The sequence below is a fragment of the Seohaeicola saemankumensis genome (genome assembly GCF_042678485.1).
GTDB lineage: Bacteria > Pseudomonadota > Alphaproteobacteria > Rhodobacterales > Rhodobacteraceae > Seohaeicola > Seohaeicola saemankumensis.
In genome coordinates, this window is record NZ_JBHTKR010000005.1 from 193,425 (window position 1) to 212,742 (window position 19,318).

20 protein-coding genes are annotated in these 19,318 nt (G+C 64.6%); 9 read left to right on the top strand and 11 right to left on the bottom strand.

What is annotated here, in order from left to right; all coding sequences use genetic code 11:
• The 4 genes from odhB to lpdA all read left to right on the top strand — a co-directional run bounded on the left by odhB (position 1) and on the right by lpdA (position 4,451).
• On the top strand, positions 1-1,509 hold the full coding sequence (odhB, locus tag ACFQ3C_RS13205; protein ID WP_380792637.1) for a 2-oxoglutarate dehydrogenase complex dihydrolipoyllysine-residue succinyltransferase: 1,509 nt from the start codon (positions 1-3) through the stop codon (positions 1,507-1,509).
• 87 nt (positions 1,510-1,596) lie between these two features.
• Positions 1,597-2,586: a glycosyltransferase family 2 protein gene (locus tag ACFQ3C_RS13210; RefSeq protein ID WP_380792640.1), complete on the top strand. Its 990-nt coding sequence runs from the start codon at positions 1,597-1,599 to the stop codon at positions 2,584-2,586.
• A gap of 8 nt (positions 2,587-2,594) precedes the next feature.
• Positions 2,595-3,005, top strand: coding sequence for an MAPEG family protein (locus ACFQ3C_RS13215; protein WP_380793331.1), 411 nt, complete (start codon positions 2,595-2,597; stop codon positions 3,003-3,005).
• Between the two features lie 57 nt (positions 3,006-3,062).
• Positions 3,063-4,451: a dihydrolipoyl dehydrogenase gene (gene lpdA, locus ACFQ3C_RS13220; RefSeq protein ID WP_380792643.1), complete on the top strand. Its 1,389-nt coding sequence runs from the start codon at positions 3,063-3,065 to the stop codon at positions 4,449-4,451.
• A gap of 98 nt (positions 4,452-4,549) precedes the next feature.
• Here the strand turns inward: lpdA and ACFQ3C_RS13225 are convergent, their stop codons facing one another.
• From ACFQ3C_RS13225 to ACFQ3C_RS13240, 4 genes are read right to left on the bottom strand one after another with little or no spacing between them, the layout of a single operon-like run.
• Entirely contained in the window at positions 4,550-5,152 is a 603-nt protein-coding gene (locus tag ACFQ3C_RS13225) for a pyridoxamine 5'-phosphate oxidase family protein (protein WP_380792646.1), read from the bottom strand.
• A gap of 1 nt (position 5,153) precedes the next feature.
• Positions 5,154-5,891, bottom strand: a complete 738-nt coding sequence (locus tag ACFQ3C_RS13230) for a lysophospholipid acyltransferase family protein (protein ID WP_380792649.1) — start codon at positions 5,889-5,891, stop codon at positions 5,154-5,156.
• A complete protein-coding gene (locus ACFQ3C_RS13235) occupies positions 5,891-6,775 on the bottom strand; it encodes a cell division protein FtsX (RefSeq protein ID WP_380793333.1) in 885 nt (294 codons plus the stop codon). The genes ACFQ3C_RS13230 and ACFQ3C_RS13235 overlap by 1 nt, the downstream gene beginning before the upstream one ends.
• A gap of 17 nt (positions 6,776-6,792) precedes the next feature.
• Positions 6,793-7,470, bottom strand: a complete 678-nt coding sequence (locus tag ACFQ3C_RS13240; protein WP_380793336.1) for a cell division ATP-binding protein FtsE — start codon at positions 7,468-7,470, stop codon at positions 6,793-6,795.
• A 181-nt stretch (positions 7,471-7,651) separates the two neighbouring features.
• Between ACFQ3C_RS13240 and ACFQ3C_RS13245 the strand changes: the two genes are divergently transcribed.
• On the top strand, positions 7,652-8,743 hold the full coding sequence (locus tag ACFQ3C_RS13245; protein ID WP_380792652.1) for a zinc-ribbon domain-containing protein: 1,092 nt from the start codon (positions 7,652-7,654) through the stop codon (positions 8,741-8,743).
• A 75-nt stretch (positions 8,744-8,818) separates the two neighbouring features.
• Here the strand turns inward: ACFQ3C_RS13245 and ACFQ3C_RS13250 are convergent, their stop codons facing one another.
• The 6 genes from ACFQ3C_RS13250 to argH all read right to left on the bottom strand — a co-directional run bounded on the left by ACFQ3C_RS13250 (position 8,819) and on the right by argH (position 14,951).
• Positions 8,819-11,476 (bottom strand): TIGR02302 family protein, encoded by a 2,658-nt coding sequence (locus ACFQ3C_RS13250; protein ID WP_380792655.1) that lies wholly within the window; start codon positions 11,474-11,476, stop codon positions 8,819-8,821.
• Between the two features lie 33 nt (positions 11,477-11,509).
• Positions 11,510-12,775, bottom strand: a complete 1,266-nt coding sequence (lysA, locus tag ACFQ3C_RS13255) for a diaminopimelate decarboxylase (protein WP_380792658.1) — start codon at positions 12,773-12,775, stop codon at positions 11,510-11,512.
• Positions 12,776-12,879: 104 nt separating this feature from the next.
• On the bottom strand, positions 12,880-13,194 hold the full coding sequence (locus ACFQ3C_RS13260; RefSeq protein WP_380793338.1) for a DUF2834 domain-containing protein: 315 nt from the start codon (positions 13,192-13,194) through the stop codon (positions 12,880-12,882).
• 5 nt (positions 13,195-13,199) lie between these two features.
• The gene (locus ACFQ3C_RS13265; protein WP_380792661.1) at positions 13,200-13,376 is read right to left on the bottom strand and encodes a hypothetical protein; all 177 of its coding nucleotides are present in this window, start codon (positions 13,374-13,376) and stop codon (positions 13,200-13,202) included.
• 13 nt (positions 13,377-13,389) lie between these two features.
• Positions 13,390-13,563, bottom strand: a complete 174-nt coding sequence (locus ACFQ3C_RS13270; RefSeq protein ID WP_380792664.1) for a hypothetical protein — start codon at positions 13,561-13,563, stop codon at positions 13,390-13,392.
• Positions 13,560-14,951 carry an argininosuccinate lyase gene (argH, locus tag ACFQ3C_RS13275; RefSeq protein ID WP_380792667.1) on the bottom strand — a complete coding sequence of 464 codons (1,392 nt, stop codon included), beginning with the start codon at positions 14,949-14,951 and terminating at the stop codon, positions 13,560-13,562. The genes ACFQ3C_RS13270 and argH overlap by 4 nt, the downstream gene beginning before the upstream one ends.
• Before the next feature lie 21 nt (positions 14,952-14,972).
• Between argH and ACFQ3C_RS13280 the strand changes: the two genes are divergently transcribed.
• The gene (locus tag ACFQ3C_RS13280; protein ID WP_380792670.1) at positions 14,973-15,530 is read left to right on the top strand and encodes a TlpA family protein disulfide reductase; all 558 of its coding nucleotides are present in this window, start codon (positions 14,973-14,975) and stop codon (positions 15,528-15,530) included.
• Here ACFQ3C_RS13280 and ACFQ3C_RS13285 read toward each other — a convergent pair whose 3' ends face one another.
• Positions 15,531-16,100, bottom strand: a complete 570-nt coding sequence (locus tag ACFQ3C_RS13285) for a DNA-3-methyladenine glycosylase I (RefSeq protein ID WP_380792673.1) — start codon at positions 16,098-16,100, stop codon at positions 15,531-15,533.
• 119 nt (positions 16,101-16,219) lie between these two features.
• Here ACFQ3C_RS13285 and ACFQ3C_RS13290 point away from each other — a divergent pair, with 119 nt between their 5' ends.
• The 3 genes from ACFQ3C_RS13290 to phbB all read left to right on the top strand — a co-directional run bounded on the left by ACFQ3C_RS13290 (position 16,220) and on the right by phbB (position 19,261).
• Positions 16,220-17,071, top strand: a complete 852-nt coding sequence (locus ACFQ3C_RS13290; RefSeq protein WP_380792676.1) for an EAL domain-containing protein — start codon at positions 16,220-16,222, stop codon at positions 17,069-17,071.
• Positions 17,072-17,193: 122 nt separating this feature from the next.
• Positions 17,194-18,369 carry an acetyl-CoA C-acetyltransferase gene (locus ACFQ3C_RS13295; RefSeq protein ID WP_380792679.1) on the top strand — a complete coding sequence of 392 codons (1,176 nt, stop codon included), beginning with the start codon at positions 17,194-17,196 and terminating at the stop codon, positions 18,367-18,369.
• 169 nt (positions 18,370-18,538) lie between these two features.
• Positions 18,539-19,261, top strand: coding sequence for an acetoacetyl-CoA reductase (phbB, locus tag ACFQ3C_RS13300; RefSeq protein WP_380792682.1), 723 nt, complete (start codon positions 18,539-18,541; stop codon positions 19,259-19,261).
• Positions 19,262-19,318 lie beyond the last annotated feature (57 nt).

The following is a 19,318-nucleotide window of genomic DNA, read 5'->3' on the forward strand; positions in this document are numbered from 1 at the left end:
ATGACAACCGAAGTCCGCGTCCCCACCCTTGGCGAATCCGTGACCGAGGCCACCGTGGCCACCTGGTTCAAGAAGCCGGGCGATGCCGTCGCCGTCGATGAGATGCTGTGCGAGCTGGAAACCGACAAGGTGACCGTCGAGGTGCCCGCCCCCGCCGCCGGTGTGATGGGCGAGATCATCGCAGAAGAAGGTGCAACCGTCGGCGTTGACGCGTTGCTGGCAACGATCAGCGAAGGTGCCGCCGCCGCACCCGCCGCGAAAGCCGCCAAGGCCGATGACAAGCCCGCCAAGGCCGGCAAGGCCGACAGCGTCGCCGTGATGGTGCCATCCTTGGGTGAATCCGTGTCCGAGGCGACTGTATCGACCTGGTTCAAGAAGGTGGGCGACACCGTCGCGCAGGATGAAATGCTGTGCGAGCTTGAAACCGACAAGGTCAGTGTCGAGGTGCCCAGCCCCGCCGCGGGCGTGCTGGCCGAAATCGTGGCGCCGGAAGGCACCACCGTGGATGCGGCCGCGAAACTGGCCGTGATTTCGGCCTCGGGTGCTGCGGCACCTGCCGCCAAACCTCAAGCCCCTGCCGCTGCACCTGCGCCCGCAGCAAGTGGCAAGGATATCGAAGACGCCCCCGCCGCGAAAAAAGCGATGGCCGAGGCCGGCATCAGCCGCGATGCGGTAACAGGAACAGGACGTGACGGACGCATCATGAAAGACGACGTGCAAAAGGCCATCGCCGCAGGTACCTCTGCGGCACCTGCATCAGCGCCCGCGCCTGCCACGGCACCGCGCGCGCCCGTGCCCGCCGATGACGCCGCCCGCGAGGAACGCGTCAAGATGACCCGCCTGCGCCAGACCATCGCGCGCCGCCTCAAGGACGCGCAGAACACCGCCGCCATGCTGACCACCTATAACGAGGTGGACATGAGCGCGACGATGGACCTTCGCAAGGAATACAAGGACATCTTCGAGAAGAAGCACGGCGTCAAACTGGGCTTCATGTCCTTCTTCGTGAAGGCCTGCTGCCATGCGCTGCGCGAAGTCCCCGAGGTGAACGCCGAGATCGACGGCACCGACGTGGTCTACAAGAACTTCGTTCACATGGGCGTGGCCGTGGGCACGCCCTCGGGTCTGGTCGTGCCGGTCGTGCGCGACGCCGATCAGATGGGCTTTGCCGCTATCGAGAAGAAGATCGCCGAACTGGGCGTGCGCGCCCGCGACGGCAAGCTGTCCATGGCGGAAATGCAGGGCGGCTCCTTCACCATCTCGAACGGCGGCGTCTATGGCTCGCTGATGTCCTCGCCGATCCTGAACCCCCCGCAGTCGGGCATTCTGGGAATGCACAAGATCCAGGACCGCCCCGTGGCGATCAACGGCCAGGTTGTCATCCGCCCGATGATGTATCTGGCGCTGTCCTATGATCACCGTATCGTGGATGGCAAGGGCGCCGTCACCTTCCTGGTGCGGGTGAAAGAGGCGCTGGAAGATCCGCGCCGCCTGCTGATGGATCTGTAAGCCTTCACCCCTCACGGGGCGCGTGATCCGCGCGCGCCCCGTGGTCTGCACCTCAGTGCATCCCCCTTATGTTTCCGGTATTTCACCATGACCGCCGCATCAGACAAGACAGCCCTCGTCTCCTGCATGCGTAACGAGGGGCTGTTTGTCCTTGAATGGCTGTCCTATCACCAGACCCTTGGCTTTGATCATGTGGTCGTGGTCAGCAATGACTGCACCGATGGGTCGGACGCGCTGCTGGATGTGCTGGCGGCAGGTGGCCACCTGACCCATATCCGCCAGACCGTAGCTGCAGGGGTGCCGCCGCAGGACAGCGGCATGGCGCTGGTGCTGGACTGGGCGCGCCAGAACCATGTGACATGGCTTCTGCATATCGACAGCGACGAATTCCTGAACATCACCGCAGGCGACGGGCGCCTGCCCACCCTGATGGCGAACGCGACCGAGGCGGATGTGATCGCGATCCCATGGCAGCTTTTCGGCGATGCGGGCATCACCGCATGGACCCCCGGCATGGCCGTTCTGCCCAGCTTCACCCGCGCCGAAGCCGCGCCCGAACCGCGCGTCGCCAAGTCGAAATGCCTGTTCCGCGCCGCCAGCTTCAGTGCCGCCACCGACCACAACCCTCGCAACCCGCTGGTGGACAGCCCCGTCGTGGTCAACCCGGATGGCATACCGCTCAACGCCGCCAGCCTTTATCAGGACCGCTCCAGCCGCTTTCGCCCGCATGATCTGGCCGCCATCAACGCGACCGCGCGGATCAACCATTATGCCGTCAAATCCCGCGATCTCTTCATGATGAAGAACGATCGCGGCGACGGGCAGGGCAAACAGGGCGAGACGAAATACCACCTCGGCTCCAACTGGCACCGCAGCGCCAACAAGAACGATGTCGAGGATCGCACCATCCTGCGCCACTGGCCGGAAACCGAGGCAAGGCTGATGACGCTGCGCCAGGATCCCGGCCTCGCTGCGGCCGAACAAGCCTGTTTCGACTGGTTCACCGCGCGCAAATCCGCCATCCTGACGCCTGACACACTGGCCATCTGGACCCGCCGCGAAAGGCCCACCGCATGACGCAGACCATGACACCGGAACTGACCGCCCTGGCGCTGGCGGGCCTGTTGCAGGTGGTGCAATTCGCGCTGATGTCGGTCCCCGCCAATCTTGAACTCGGCCCCGGCAAGACCCTTGGCCCGCGCGATCCCGACCGCCTTGGCAAGCCGCTGATCGAACAGGTCAGCCCCCGCACGGGCCGTCTGTTCCGCGCGCTGAACAACCATTTCGAAGGGTTGATCCTGTTCACCCTCGCCGTGGTCGTCGTCACGCTGTCGGGTCAATCCAGCGGCTTCACCGCCGCCTGCGCCTGGGCTTATCTGGCCGCGCGCGTCCTCTATGTGCCCGCCTATGCTTTCGGCCTCGTGCCCTGGCGGTCGCTGATCTGGATGGTGGGCTTCGGCGCCACCACCCTCATGCTGCTGGCGGCGCTGTTCTGATGCCCATGCCGCAGCACAAACCCTTTGCAATGTCCACGGCCTCAAGGAGATTTCCCCATGGCAAGCTATGACGTGATCATCATCGGCGCAGGCCCCGGCGGCTATGTCGCCGCTATCCGCTGCGCCCAGCTGGGCCTCAAGACCGCCTGTGTCGAAGGCCGCGCCACCCTGGGCGGCACCTGTCTGAACGTGGGCTGCATCCCCTCCAAGGCGCTGCTCCATGCCAGCCACATGCTGCATGAGGCGGAACACAACTTCGCCAAGATGGGCCTCAAGGGCAAATCGCCCTCGGTGGACTGGAAACAGATGCTGGCCTACAAGGACGAAACCGTCGAGGGGAACACCAAGGGCATCGAATTCCTGTTCAAGAAGAACAAGATCGACTGGCTGAAGGGCTGGGGCTCGATCCCCGCGCCCGGCAAGGTCAAGGTCGGCGACGAGGTGCACGAGGCCAAGAACATCGTCATCGCCACCGGTTCCGCGCCCGCCAGCCTGCCCGGCGTGACCGTGGACGAGGACATCGTCGTGACATCGACCGGCGCGCTGACGCTGGGAAAGGTTCCGAAAACCATGGTCGTGATCGGCGCAGGCGTGATCGGCCTTGAACTGGGGTCGGTCTATGCGCGTCTGGGTACGCAGGTCACGGTTGTCGAATATCTGGATGCGATCACCCCCGGCATGGATGCCGAGGTGCAGAAGACCTTCCAGCGGATGCTGACCAAGCAGGGGCTGACCTTTGTCATGGGCGCCGCCGTTCAGGGCGTCGAAACCCTCAAGACCAAGGCCAAGGTCACCTACAAGCTGCGCAAGGATGACAGCGAACATGTGCTGGATGCCGATTGCGTGCTGGTGGCGACGGGTCGCAAGCCCTTCACCGACGGGCTGGGACTGGCCGATCTGGGGGTCGAGACGTCCAAGCGCGGGCAGATCCAGACCGACGCCCATTGGCAGACCAACATCAAAGGCATCTATGCAATCGGCGATGCAATCGACGGCCCGATGCTGGCCCACAAGGCCGAGGATGAGGGCATGGCCGTGGCCGAGGTTCTGGCCGGCAAGCACGGCCATGTAAACTATGGCGTGATCCCCGGCGTGATCTATACCCATCCCGAGGTGGCCAATGTCGGCAAGACCGAACAGCAGCTCAAGGAAGAAGGTGTCGCCTACAAGGTCGGCAAATTCTCGTTCATGGGCAACGCGCGGGCCAAGGCGATGTTCCAGGGCGACGGTTTCGTCAAGATCCTGGCCGACAAGCAGACTGACCGCATCCTGGGCGCGCATATCATCGGCCCCTCGGCGGGCGATCTGATCCATGAGATCTGCGTCGCGATGGAATTCGGCGCCTCGGCGCAGGATCTGGCACTGACCTGCCATGCCCACCCCACCGTATCCGAAGCCGTGCGCGAGGCGGCCCTGGCCTGCGGCGACGGCCCGATCCACGCCTGATCGAACCAACGAAAAAGGGGGCCGCGCGGCCCCCTTTCCTGTTCCGGGCAGACCCCTGCCCTTTCATCGTTCTGCAAATACTCAAAAATCCCGGCCTGTCACCACAGCGCCGCCAGTGATCGCTTTTCCCAGTCCACGTCGAAATCGCTGCCGCCCATCTCGCCGGCAGTCACATCGGCCAGGATATCGCCCAGCGTCGGCAGGCCGGCGGCATCGTCACGCTGCCAGATGCCCGAGCGCATGACCGCGCGGGAACACTGCGCATAGACCTCGGCCAGGCGCACCACGATCACCGTCGCGGGCCGCGCGCCATCGCGCGCGAAACTGTCGCGTAGCGCCTCATCCGCCGTCAGCTTCGCCTGCCCGTTCACCCGCACCATGATCTGCGAGCCGGGAACCAGGAAGATCAACGAGATGCGCCCGTCCGTCACGATATTACGCAAGGAATCCAGCCGGTTGTTGCCACGCCAGTCTGGCATGGCCAACGTCAGCGGATCCAGCACGCGCACCACCGGACCATCGTCACCGCGCGGGCTGCCATCGGTGCCCCCCTCGCCCACGGTCGAGACGACGCAGAAGCGCGACGCCTCGATCCAGTGGCGATAGCTGGGCGTCAGGTGTTGCGCCACCTTGCGCTGCGATCCGACAGAGGCCGCGCCATAAAGCGCCTCCAAGCCCTCGATCCGGTCGATGAACTCCATCTCACGCCTCCCCAAGGCTGGCGCGGGCTTCGGCGATCAGGCGATCGGATGCGGTTTCAACATCTTCCTCCAGCCGCGCCATGAACGTGTCGCGGTCCAGCCCCGCGGGAATGATCGGCAGGAATTCGACCACCGCAAGACCCGGCTTGCGATAGATGCCGGTCCGGGGCCAGAAGACGCCCACATTGGTGGCCACAGGCGCGCAATCCTGTTGCATCTGATCGTAGAGCGCGCCCGTGCCGATCTTGTAGGGTTTCTTCACCCCCGGCGCGACGCGGGTGCCTTGGGAATAGATGATCAGCTGCGCCACGGACTGGTGGCCTGACGCGACATCGGCCAGCATCTTCTTGATGGCGACACCGCGCTTGCCGCGGTTTACCGGCACGCAACCCAGTCGATAGGCATAAAGACCGATGATCGGGGTCCAGAGGATCTCGCGCTTCATGATGAAGATGGCGGCGGGCAAGGCGTTGAAGATCAGAATAATGTCCAGAAAGGACTGGTGCTTTGCCGCCACCAGCGCCCCGCCGGTGGGCGGCGTGCCGCGCACGTCGCAGTGCAGCCCCACCATCAAGCGTGCGGTCCAGATCACCCAGCGGCAATAAGCCTTGCAGCCCCGCCTTGCGCCTTCGGCCGACAGGATGGCGCCGGGTAGATAGAGCAGGCCGATCACCAGCATCATCACATACATCTGGCCCACGAAAACAAGCGACCGCAGCCAGCGCCAAGCCTTTTCCATCAGGACAACTCCTTCAAGGTACGATGCGCCGCCTGCCGTGTGGCGGCATAGGCGACAGCGGCGCCAAGCAGCGGAATGCACAGCGGCCAGACCCAATGCCAGCCCTGAAAGCCCAGCCCGGTCAGGAAACCCGCCTCGGCCTGGGCCGATGGCAGCACAAGCACGGCCAGCATCCCCAGAACCGTCCCAACCAAGGCGCCGCCAAGCGCCCGCAAGGTGAAGCGGCGCACGAAGGCCCCCGCGATATAGGCGTCACGCGCACCGACCAGGCGCAGCACGGCGATGACCTGCGCGTTTGCGGCCAGCGCGGCCTGGGCGGCCATGGTGATCATCGCGGCCGTGGCGGCGCCGATCAGGCCGATCGACAGCCAGCCCAGCAGCCGCAGCCGATCCGCCGCCGTGACCAGCGGACGCCGCCAGCGTGTGTGATCATCCAGCACGGCCCCCGGCACTTCCGCGGCAAGACGCAGGCGCAGCCCGGCCGCGTCATAGCCGGCTTCATCCTCGATCACCTCGATCAGCTGGGGAATGGGCAGGCTGGCCACCGGCAGGTCGGGACCGAACCATGGCTCCAGCAAGGCGCGCTGCTCATCTTCCGACAGGGCGCGGGCGGTGGCGATGCCGGGCGTTGTCTCAAGCACGCGCAGGGCGGCGGCGGTCTGGGCCGCGCGCTGATCCATCGGCGCGGATATGCGCAAGGTAGAGGCACGCGCCAGCTCATCGCTCCAGCGATCGGCCAAACGCCCCGTCGCCAGCGACAGCGCCATCGCGAAAACCGTCAGGAACGCCATCGCGGCCGCCGCAAAAATCGTCAGCCGTGCGGTGAAACCCGTAGGCGGAACCAGCCGGTCGGCCTGTGCATCCCCGGCCAGCAGCCTTGTCATGGCGGTCAGGTCCAGTTTCACAGGTCCGCCCCCGCCGCTTGCAACCGGCGCTGCGAAATCCGCAGCACACGCGCCTGCACCTGGGTTTTGGCCGCGCGGATCAGGTTCATGTCATGGGTGGCGATCATGATGGTCTTGCCCATCCGGTTCAGCTCGACCAGCAATTGCAGCAGACGTTGCGACATCTCCCAGTCGATGTTGCCGGTCGGCTCATCCGCCAGGATCACCTCGGGCGACATGATGACGGCACGGGCCAGCGCGGCGCGCTGCCGCTCGCCCCCTGACAGTTCGGCAGGCAGTGCATCGGCACGCTTGCTCAAACCGACCCAGTTCAGCAACTCGCGCAGGTTTTCGGCCTCGCTGTCGCGATCATGGCCCGAAACGATCAGCGGCAGCGCCACGTTATCGGCAAGTGGCAGGTGTTCCAGAAACTGCACATCCTGGTGAACGACCCCGATGCGGCGCCGGGCCAGCGCCACGTCATCGCGCGACATCGTACGCAGGTCCGCACCAAACAGCCGGATATGCCCCGCCGTGGGCAACAGCGCCCCGTAGCACAGTTTCAGAAAGGTGGTCTTTCCAGCGCCGGAAGGTCCGGTCAGGAAATGGAACGACCCCGGTGACAGGGTCAGGGAAATGTCGCCAAGCAACTCTCCCCCGCCATAGCTCATTGCGACTTGTTCCAGTTCGATCACGTCGCGATCCCTTTTCTGCTCAGTTCCCTCTTGCCCCAATGCGGGCAGTGTTGCAATCCGGTCGGCATGGCCTGTCACAGCATCCTTTGCACTTTTCCGCCAATGTATTACACCATAAGGTAGGAAAAACACTGCACAGGTCCGGACAGCAGGCCATGCACCACAGGCGGCAGGGGAACAGATGCGACTGATTTGCCCGAATTGCGGGGCACAATACGAGGTGCCGCAAAGCGTTATCCCAGAAAACGGGCGCGACGTTCAATGCTCCAGTTGCGGGCATACCTGGTTCCAGAAGCACCCTTTGCAAGACAACGCGATCCCCGCAGAGGGCGCGGATGACGACATGTGGGAAGACCATGACACGGGTCAACACAGGGATCATGACGCCGCTGCCAGCCAGACGGTGGATGACGCCCCCGAAGACGAGTGGCAAGGTTTTCCGACCGACCCCGGCATTGACGACATGCCCACCCCGGATACCAGGCTTGTGCCTGACCCCGAGGATCTGCCGCAGCAATTCCCCATCGTTGACGAAGACGATTACGAAGAGGATCCCGCCCGCGACCTTCCGACCCCGCGCCGCACGCTGGATACATCCGTGGCCGATCTGCTGCGCGAGGAAGCCGAGCGCGAGGCGCGCGCCCGCGCAGCCGAACGCGATCCGGGCCTGGAAAGCCAGCCGGATCTTGGCCTTGATGCAGCGCCTGCGCCCATGCGCGACAGCGAGGCAGAGCGCCGCGCCGCGGAATCACGAGAGCGGATGGCCCGCCTGCGTGGCGAGACGCCGCAAATCCCCGAGCCGCAGGACGCGCGTATCGCCCCCCCTCCGCCGCCCCAACCCAGTCCGCCCCAACCCAGGTCTTTCGACCGGGACGAGGCGCAGATCGCAGCGGCGGCCGCAGCGGCAGTGGCCGAATCGCGCAGCGCGCTTCTGCCCGATATCGAGGAAATCAATTCAAGCCTCAGCTCGACCTCGGATCGTCGCCCGGCACGGGCCGATGACCACGAGAAACCCGGCAGAAGCGTTGATCCGCGCGACGTCACCGTCGAGACACCGCGCGGGTTCTCCAGGGGGTTTGCGATTGTCCTGCTGCTGGCGGTCCTGCTGATCGCTCTTTACGTCTTTGCGCCCGCGCTGGCCGAAGCCGTTCCCGCAACCGCACCGGCCATGGCAACCTATGTCGAGGCGGTCAACGGGCTGCGGGTCATGCTGGACGCGCAAGTCCAGAAACTGTCGGTCTGGCTGGCGCAGATCGCGGGCCTGACCAACTGATCATCACCTGCACAGCCCAGGTGGCGCCACGCAACGGGTCCGACGTGCCGCCGGGCCCCGGGTGACGCGCCGGGATCAGAACCGCTCCAGCAACCGCTTGAGGTAATCAAGCTCTTCCTCGGGGCGGACCCCGTCACCCGTGCGGCGGCGGATCTCGTCCAGAAGATCGCGGGCACGGCGATAGACATCCTCGCCCTGCAGCAGGTTCTCATCCGTTCCGGTCTGCCCGCTGGAGCCACTGTTGCGCCCCAAGGGATCACGGCGTTCGCCACCCGCGCTGCCCATTTCCTGACCCTGGCCACCGCGCTGTTCACGCTCTGCCTGCGCCAGGGCCTCGCCCATGTTCCGCATGCCTTCGCGCAGCGCATCCATCGCCTCGGCCTGGCGGTCGATGGCTTCGGGCAGGTCATTGCCGCGCAGGGCCTGTTCGGCGCCATCCATGGCCCGACCGGCCCGATCCAGCGCCTCGCGCGCGGCCTCGCCGGCCTCTCCGCCGATGCCGGGAAGATTGCCGCGTTGGCGGTTCAGCTCGTTACGCAGCGCCCTTTGGCGGTCTGCCAGCGAGCCTTGCGCATCGCCCTGCCCCTCGCCTTGCTGATCCGCGCGATCCTGGCCCTGTCCTCGGCCCTGTCCTTGGCCCTGCTGCTGCCCCTGGCCCTGCTGACCCTGGCCCTGCTGCTGGCTCTGCTGGCCCTGGCCCTGCTGCCCCGGCTGTTGTCCCTGTTGCTGACCCTGCTGGCCACCGGGGTTGAACTGCTCCTGAAGGTCGCGGAACGCCTGATCCGACAGACCCTGCTGGTCACGCAGCGTTTCAGCCAGCCCTTCCATGGCCTGCTGACCGGGTGATTGCTGCCCCTGCCCGCCCTGGCCTTGCGTGACCTGCATGTTTTCCATCAGCCGCTGCAATTCCTCCAGCGCCTGCTGCGCCTCGGCCATGCGGCCTTGCTCCATCAGCTCCTGGATGCGGTCCATCATGGCCTGCAGGTCATCCTGACCCATCTCCATGCCGCCTTCGGACATTTGCTGATTGTCCTGGAAGGTGCCGTCGCGCATGGCCTGCTGGGCCAGCTGGTTCATGTAATTTTGCGTGGCGTCCCGCAATTCCTGCATCAGCTCGGCGATTTCCTCGTCCGAGGCACCGTTCTTCATCGCCTCGGACAGCCGTTCCTGCGCGCGCTGAAGCCGCTCCAGCGCATCGTCCAGATCGCCATCCTCCAGCAATAGCGCCAGATCCCAAAGAGCCTGTGCAATCTCGTCGCGCTGATCGGATGTCAGCCCGTATTCGGTCATCGTCTCTAGCCGTCGCAGAATGACACGAAACCGCAGATAGGCGGTTTCCGACCGGAACAGGCCTTCCTCGGGGCGGTGCGACAGGGTCCGCATCACCTGCGACACACGGGTGGCATTGTCGCGGCTCCATAGCAGGTCGCGCCGCTGTTCGATCACGGCATTTGCCAACGGGTCGAAAAACCGCCGTGCGGGCAGGATCATCTGTTCGGCCCCGCTGGACCCTTGCAGACCGGCGGCATCGTTGACCGAAAGCTCCACCGTCACCGGCAGATTGGCCCAAGGGTGCTCTGACAGGTTTTCAACCAGCGTTTCGGTAAAGGCAGCCCGATCGCCGGTGATCGGCATCGGCAGGTCCAGAACGATCGCCTCGCGCGGTTCCGGCGCGACGGTCAGACCGTGACGCCGCTGGATCACGGCAAGATCCAGCATGATCCGCGCCTGCCCGCCCAGAATGCCGTAGTCATCCTTGGCCGAGAAGGGCAGCGTCATCTGCCCCTCGGCCCGCGCCTGCGCAAGGGCCTGCATCTGGTCGGGCGTCTCGGGCGCGGCATCGCCGAAAGCCACGGTGGGGGCTGCATCCTGGCGCATCATCATGTCCCAGCCACGCCCGCCGGGCCCCTCGATATCCAGACGTCCGGATCGGTTCAGCGTGAACTCCTGGGCCGGGGCGGCCGGATCGGCGATTTCGGCGCCCAGCGCCTCGGCGATGTCCTGCGTCACGCGCAGGGCGCCCACCTCGCCATAAAGGCGCAGGGTGATGCGGCTGCCCAGCGGCGCCTCGATTGTGTCGCCCGTCTGATCGGCCAGATAGAGCGTGGGTTGCCCGGTATAGGCGGGCGGTTCGATCCAGCCTTCCCATGTGGGTCCGCCCGCCAGCGCCTGTGCGCCGCCCGGCGTCATCTCGGCCACGGACCCGACACGCAGGATCGACCCGAACAAAAGCCCCACCGCCAGCGCCAGAAGCGCGACATAGCGGGTCGCAAAGGGATCGCTTGGGGCCATGTCCAGATGCGGGGCTACCGGCTGCGCCAGCGCCGCGCGGGCCGCCATGCGCGCCTGATGCGCCTGCCACACCGCGACCGAAGCCGCGTCACCGCTGCCAATGGCCTGCCTGTCCAGCACCGCCGAAATCGGGCGTCCGGGCAGGCTGGCATCCAGGCGCGCCAGCGCCTCGGCGCGCAGCGGCCAGCGGAACCGCCTGACCCCGCGCACCGTCGCCCACACGACACCCAGCCCCGCCGCCATGACACCGGCCCAGACCGCCTCGACGGGAAGGCTGTCGTGCAGACCCAGCATCAATGCCGCAAGCGCCAGGATCATCACGGACCACAGCGGCCAGAAGGCCTGCCAGACCCGTTCGGCCAGCAAACCGGCCCGGGTCAGGACCAACGGCCAACGCAACCGCGTCAGAAGGCTTTCAGGGGTCTGTCCGGTGTCTGCCATACAATGATCCCGCGCTGCTGCGCGGGGATCGCGTCAGAGCCATTCGGGAATGGTATCCCGATTTATCATTTCGTCAAAGGTCGGACGTCGGCGGATAACCGCGAATTGATCGCCCTTCACCAGAACCTCGGGGATCAGCGGGCGGGTGTTGTATTCGCTGGACATGACCGCGCCATAGGCGCCTGCCGACCGGAAGGCCACCAGATCGCCTGCCCTCAGCGGCGGCAGCGGGCGCTGCCGGGCAAAGGTGTCACCGGACTCGCAGACCGGCCCGACCACGTCATAGGGGCGGTTTTCGGACCCGGGCGCGGGTTCAATGACCGGCACGATATCATGATGCGCGTCATACATGGCTGGCCGGATCAGGTCGTTCATGGCCCCGTCCAGGATCAGGAAATCGCGCCCCTCGCCTTCCTTCACATAGATCACCTGGCTGACCATGATGCCCGCATTGCCCACGATCAGGCGGCCGGGTTCGATCTCGATCTCGCAGCCCAGGTGCCCCAGCTCCTCGCGAATCATCCCGCCATAGTCGATCGGCAGGGGGGGTGCTGCATTGCTGCGCTCATAGGGAATGCCAAGGCCACCACCCAGATCCAGCCGCTCGATCCGGTGACCATCGGCGCGCAGCACCTCGCACAGCTCCGCGACCTTGCGATAGGCCAGGCGAAACGGCTCCAGATCCGTCAGCTGGCTGCCTATATGCACGTCGATGCCGACCACCCGCAGACCCGGCAGGCGCGCGGCATGGGCATAGACCTCGCGCGCGCGCGAAATCGGGATGCCGAACTTGTTCTCGCTCTTGCCGGTCGCGATCTTGGCATGGGTCTTGGCATCCACATCGGGGTTCACCCGCACGGTGATGGGGGCGACCTTGCCCAGATCCAGCGCCACGCGGTTCAGCGCCTCCATCTCGGGTTCGCTTTCCACATTGAACTGACGCACGCCGCCTTCCAGCGCCAGGCACATCTCGGCCTCGGTCTTGCCCACGCCGGAAAAGACGATCCGCGCGCCCGGCACGCCGGCGGCTTTCGCGCGCAGGTATTCCCCGCCCGAAACCACATCCATGCCCGCCCCCAGCGCCGCCAGCGTCTTGAGGATCGCGACATTCGACGCGGCCTTCATCGCATAGCAGACCAGATGATCCATGCCCTCAAGCGCCTCGTCGAACAGGCGGAAATGGCGTTCCAGCGTGGCCGTGGAATAGCAATAGAAGGGCGTGCCGACGCTGGCCGCGATTTCCGACACCGGCACATCCTCGGCGTAAAGCGCGCCGCCCCGATAAAGAAAGTGATCCATGTCGAAAATCCCTTGCTGCGTCACAGCCTCTTAGCAGGTCGCGCGCGCCGATCAATGCCGCACGGTGCCTGCTTCATCGTTCCACAAATACTCAAATGCGCCGTTCAGACCGGGCGCGTCCGCAGGAACAGGTAAAGCGGCAGGCCGCAACTGACCCCGATGCAGAAGGTGGCCGGGATCGCGATCAGCGCCAGCCAGTTCCGCCGCACCGCCACCTCGGCGATGATCCAGACCGTCAGGGTGATCGCGGCGATGGTCAGATCCCAGGTCAGGCCCGTGGTCGAGGCGTTCACATACCAGGCGTCGATCAGACCGGACAGGCCGGTGCCGGTCTCGACCATATGGGTGACGAACCAGTACATCGGGTGAATGGCGCCCCAGATCGCCAGCGCCAGGTAGATCATCCGCAGCGGCGACATCGACATCACAAGCCCACCCGCAGGCTGACAGGGCCCTTGTTCACGCCGACACTGGCCGAGGGATAGATGCCGCCCGGCGTGATCGACACGCCCGCATCCAGCGAAGGGCGCAGCGGCGCACCCTCGACCCCGCAGGCGGCCAGCGCAAGCAGGCACAGACTGCCGAAAATGAAAGCCTTCATGTCACCAATCCCCTCAATTGATCGTCCGTGTCACGCCGACCCGCGCCGACCCCGACACGGTCAACCCGGTCGCGGCGGGCGCAGCCTGTGTGCCTCGCTCCGAAACCGTCCCGCCCGTCGGCACGGCGCAAGCGGCCAGCGCCAGCAGCGCTGTACCAACGATCGCCATCCCGATGCCGCGTCTCATCCCAGCCGGTCCTTCCAGCGGGCCACCTGCGCGCGCACCTGTGCGGGCGCGGTGCCCCCGTAGGACATGCGCGAGGCGACGGAATTTTCAACACCCAGCACGCCAAAGACATCCGCCGTGATGCCTGCATGGACCGATTGCATGTCCTCCAGCGCCAGATCGGGCAGATCGCAGCCGCGCGCCTCGGCCATGCCGACAAGGGTTCCTGTGACGTGATGCGCCTCGCGGAAGGGCAGGCCCAGCGCGCGCACCAGCCAGTCGGCCAGATCCGTCGCGGTCGAGAAACCCGCCCCTGCCGCCGCGGCCATCGCCGGGCGGTTGGCGGTCATGTCGCCCACCATGCCCGTCATCGCGGCCAGCGCCAGCATCAGGTTGTCGGCGGCATCAAAGACCTGTTCCTTGTCTTCCTGCATGTCCTTCGAATAGGCCAGCGGCAGACCCTTCATCACCATCATCAGCGCCACATTGGCCCCGAAAATACGCCCGATCTTGGCGCGGATCAGTTCGGCCGCGTCAGGGTTGCGCTTTTGCGGCATGATCGACGACCCCGTCGACCATTTGTCCGGCATCCTCACGAAACGGAACTGCGCCGAGGACCAGATCACCAGCTCTTCGGCAAAACGCGACAGATGCATCGCACAGATCGAGGCGCAGGACAGGTATTCCAGCGCGAAATCACGATCGCTGACCGCATCCAGCGAATTGGCCGTGGGCCGGTCGAAACCAAGGCTGTGCGCCGTCATCTCGCGGTCGATGGGAAAGCCCGTGCCCGCAAGCGCGGCGGACCCAAGGGGCGACTCGTTCATCCGCGCCCGCGCATCGGCAAAGCGGCTGTGATCGCGGCCCAGCATTTCCACATAGGCCATCATGTGATGCCCCCATGTGACGGGCTGCGCGGTTTGCAGATGGGTAAAGCCGGGCATCACCCAATCGGCCCCGGCTTCGGCCTGCGCCAGGAAACCGCGCTGCAACGCCTCGATCCCGGCCATGGCCGCATCCATCTGGTCACGCACCCAAAGGCGGAAATCGGTCGCCACCTGGTCATTGCGCGACCGCGCGGTGTGCAGCCGGCCCGCCGGTTCGCCGATGATCTCTTTCAGCCGCGCTTCCACGTTCATGTGGATATCTTCCAGCGCGGTGGAAAAATGGAAATTCCCAGTCTCGATCTCTGACAAGACCGTGAGCAGCCCTTCCCGAATGGCGGTCGCGTCGCTATCACTCAGGATACCTGTTGCCGCCAGCATCTCGGCATGGGCCCTCGAGCCGGCAATGTCCTGCGCCGCCATCCGCTGATCGAACCCGATCGAGGCATTGATCGCCTCCATGATCGCGTCCGGGCCAGCGGCGAAACGGCCGCCCCACATCTGGTTCGAGGTCTTGTCGGTCATGTGCTGCACCTTGGAGGGAATATGCGTCTTCTTCGTCAGATCGTCCTTTATACGGCTCTTGCCCTTGGTGCAAACACCGCCCTTGCCGACACTGCCGCGCTGGAGGCGCTGCGCGATGGCGACATGAAGAAGCTGAATTTCCATTCCGAACCGCAACCAGTGTCGGCACAGCCCTTCACCACCTGGGAAGGACAGGAAGGCCGACTTGCGGATTATGCGGGCAAATACATCGTGCTGAATTTCTGGGCTACATGGTGCGCCCCCTGCCGCAAGGAAATGCCGCAGCTGTCGCAGTTGCAGGCCGAGATGGGCGGCGATGCCTTCGAGGTCGTGACCATCGCGACCGGACGCAACCCGCCGCAGGCGATGCAGCGCTTCTTCGATGAGATCGGCGTCGACAACCTGCCGCTGCACATGGACCCCAAGCAGCAGCTGGCCCGCGACATGGCCATCTTGGGCCTGCCGATCACGGTGATCCTGAACCCCGAGGGTATGGAAATCGCGCGTCTGCGCGGCGATGCCGACTGGTCCTCAGACAGCGCCAAGGCCATCATCGCGGCCCTTGTTTCGGGGATGTGATCAGCGCAGCCCTGCCACCTGGGCGTGGCGGGGGCAGCCGGTCAGGTGATCGTTGACCAGCCCCGCCGCCTGCATGAAGGCATAGGCGATTGTCGGACCGCAGAACTTGAACCCCGCGCGCTTGAGGTTTTTCGACAATTGATTGGAAATATCGGTCTGCGCGGGCAGTGCTGACAAGCTGTCGAAACGGTTCTGCAACGGCACACCGCCCACATGATCCCAGACCCAGGCGGCAAAGCCTTGCGCGGCCTCGATCACCTGATAGGCACGGGCATTGCCGATCATCGCCTCGACCTTGCCGCGATGGCGGATGATGCGCGGATCCTGCATCAGGCGCGCCACCTCTGTCGGCCCCCATTCTGCGATGACATCAGGATCAAACCCCTGAAAAGCATCACGAAAACCCTCGCGTCGCTTGAGAATGGTGATCCAGCTCAACCCCGCCTGGAACCCCTCGAGGCAGAGAAGTTCCCACAAGGCGCGCCCGTCGCGCTGCGGCACGCCCCATTCGGTATCATGATAATCAATGTAAATCTGTTCGGGTCCCGCCCAGCCGCATCTGCCATCCATCCGTCCGCCCCTCCGTTGATCGCGTTGGAGTTTAGGAAAATTAGAACAAAAAGGGAATATTATCTCTTTGATAACGGGTTTCGCGTCAATCTGCGGCGAGATCACCTCAGAGGCAGAACATGCGAAACGGGAAAGCAAGATTCGCAGACTTGGAACCCGGCGAGACCTCGCCGCTGGATTACGCCGTGATCTCGCGTGACCGTAAAACCATGGCCATGGTCGCCGATGCCCTGCGCCACCGCGACACGATGCTGGCCTTTCAGCCCGTCGTGCAATCGCAAAGGCCCGATCGCATTGCCTTCTACGAAGGCTTGATCAGGGTTCTGGATGACACTGGCCGGATCATCCCCGCGCGCGAATTCATCAATGCTGTGGAAAACACCGAAACGGGGCGCATCCTGGATTGCGTGGCGCTGGAAACCGGCCTGCGCGTCTTGCAGAAAACGCCGCATATCCGACTGTCTATCAACATGTCGGCCCGTTCCATCGGATTTCCGCGATGGATGCGCAGCCTCAAACAGGGATTGCAGGGCGATCCGACCATCGGCGAAAGGCTGATCCTGGAAATCACCGAACGCAGTGCAATGACCGTGCCGGAACTGGCCGCGCGCTTCATGCTGGACCTGCAAAAGCGCGGCATCGCCTTCGCACTGGACGATTTCGGATCGGGCTACACGTCCTTGCGCTACCTGCGGGATTTCCACTTCGATCTGGTCAAGATCGACGGGGAATTCGTGCGCGGTGTGCATGGGGACGCCGACAACCAGGTCCTGACCCGCGCCATGGTCGAGATTGCGCGCCAGTTCGACATGTTCACCGTGGCGGAAAGCGTGGAAAGCCAAGCTGATTCCCGTTGGCTGGCCAGTATCGGTGTCGACTGTCAGCAGGGCTATTTCTTTGGCGCACCCACGGTACAGCCCCCTTGGGACCCGCCTGCGCGCTTGCAGGCCACCCTGCATCGGGCAGGTTAGGGCAGAAGTGCTGTTGCCGCAGCACCCGCCTTCCATTATCACCTTTCCCAAGGCGGGGAGTCCGGTACCCGCAACCTCGCGTGCCGGGTGATCCTCGATCTTCAAATTGGTGGAGGATAAACATGACCAATGTCGTAATCGCCTCGGCGGCGCGGACCGCTGTCGGTTCTTTCGGGGGTGCATTCGCGAATACGCCCGCCCATGATCTTGGGGCCGCCGTGCTCGAAGCCGTCGTCGCCCGCGCGGGCATCGACAAGTCGGAAGTCTCCGAAACCATTCTCGGCCAGGTTCTCACCGCCGGTCAGGGTCAGAACCCCGCCCGCCAGGCGCATGTCAACGCAGGGCTGCCGATCGAATCCTCGGCATGGTCGATCAACCAGGTCTGTGGCTCGGGCCTGCGCGCCGTGGCGCTGGCGGCCCAGCACATCCAGCTTGGCGACGCGTCGATCGTTGCGGCAGGCGGCCAGGAAAACATGACCCTCAGCCCCCATGTGGCGCATCTGCGCGCCGGCGTGAAAATGGGCGATGTGTCCTATATCGATTCGATGATCCGCGATGGCCTGTGGGACGCGTTCAACGGCTATCACATGGGCCAGACCGCAGAAAACGTCGCCGAAAAATGGCAGATCAGCCGCGATGCACAGGACGAATTCGCGCTGGCCAGCCAGAACAAGGCCGAAGCCGCGCAAAAGGCGGGCCGCTTCGACGATGAGGTGATCGATTTCATCGTGAAAAGCCGCAAGGGCGATATCATCATCAACAAGGATGAATACATCCGCCACGGCGCCACCATGGAAGCGCTGCAAAAGCTGCGCCCCGCCTTCACCCGCGACGGATCGGTCACAGCCGCCAACGCATCGGGCCTGAACGATGGCGCGGCCGCCGTCCTGCTGATGACAGCGGACGAGGCGGAAAAGCGCGGGATCACCCCGCTGGCGCGCATCGCGTCCTATGCCACGGCGGGTCTTGATCCGTCGATCATGGGCGTGGGTCCGATCCATGCCAGCCGCAAGGCACTGGCCAAAGCCGGCTGGTCGGTCGAGGATCTGGATCTGGTCGAGGCGAACGAGGCCTTTGCCGCGCAAGCCTGCGCCGTCAACAAGGACATGGGCTGGGATCCGTCGATCGTGAACGTGAACGGCGGCGCCATCGCCATCGGCCACCCGATCGGCGCCTCGGGCTGCCGCATCCTGAACACGCTGCTGTTCGAGATGCAGCGCCGCGACGCCAAGAAAGGTCTTGCAACCCTGTGCATCGGCGGCGGCATGGGCGTTGCCATGTGCCTCGAGCGGGTCTGATCAGGCCGGACCTGACGCATATCAAAGGGGGCGCCGATGGTGCCCCCTTTTGGTCTGTGGTGTGTGAAAATGCGTGGGTTTGCGCGAAAATACGTACGCAATAATCTTGCGTACAAAAGCCATTCAAAGTAACCAAGTTACTGAAGCTTAAGCCAGACTGGAGGATATCATGGCAAGAACAGCACTCGTCACGGGCGGATCACGCGGAATCGGCGCAGCCATTTCCATCGCCTTGCGCGATGCGGGCTACACCGTCGCGGCCACCTATGCCGGAAATGACGAGGCCGCCGCGGCATTCACCAAGGAAACCGGCATCAAGACCTACAAGTGGAATGTCGGCAATTACGAGGAATGCGCCGCCGGTATCGCGAAGGTCGAGGCCGATGTCGGCCCGATCGACGTTCTGGTGAACAACGCAGGCATCACCCGCGACGCGCCCTTCCACAAGATGACACCGCAGCAATGGCATGACGTGATCGACACCAACCTGACGGGCGTATTCAACATGACCCACCCGATCTGGCCCGGCATGCGCGAGCGCAAGTTCGGCCGCGTCATCATCATCTCGTCGATCAACGGCCAGAAAGGCCAGTTCGCACAGGTGAACTATGCCGCCTCCAAGGCCGGCGATCTGGGTATCGTCAAGTCGCTGGCGCAGGAAGGCGCGCGTTTCGGCATCACCGCCAACGCGATCTGCCCGGGCTATATCGCAACGGATATGGTGATGGCCGTGCCGGAAAAGGTCCGCGAAAGCATCATCGCACAGATCCCCGCAGGCCGTCTGGGCGAGCCGGAGGAAATCGCGCGTTGCGTCGTGTTCCTGGCCTCTGACGATGCGGGCTTCATCAACGGCTCGACCATCTCGGCCAACGGCGGGCAGTTCTTCGTCTGATCCCGAAAACCGCGATCAAAGCCCCCTGCCACACGGCCGGGGGCTTTTTTCATGCCC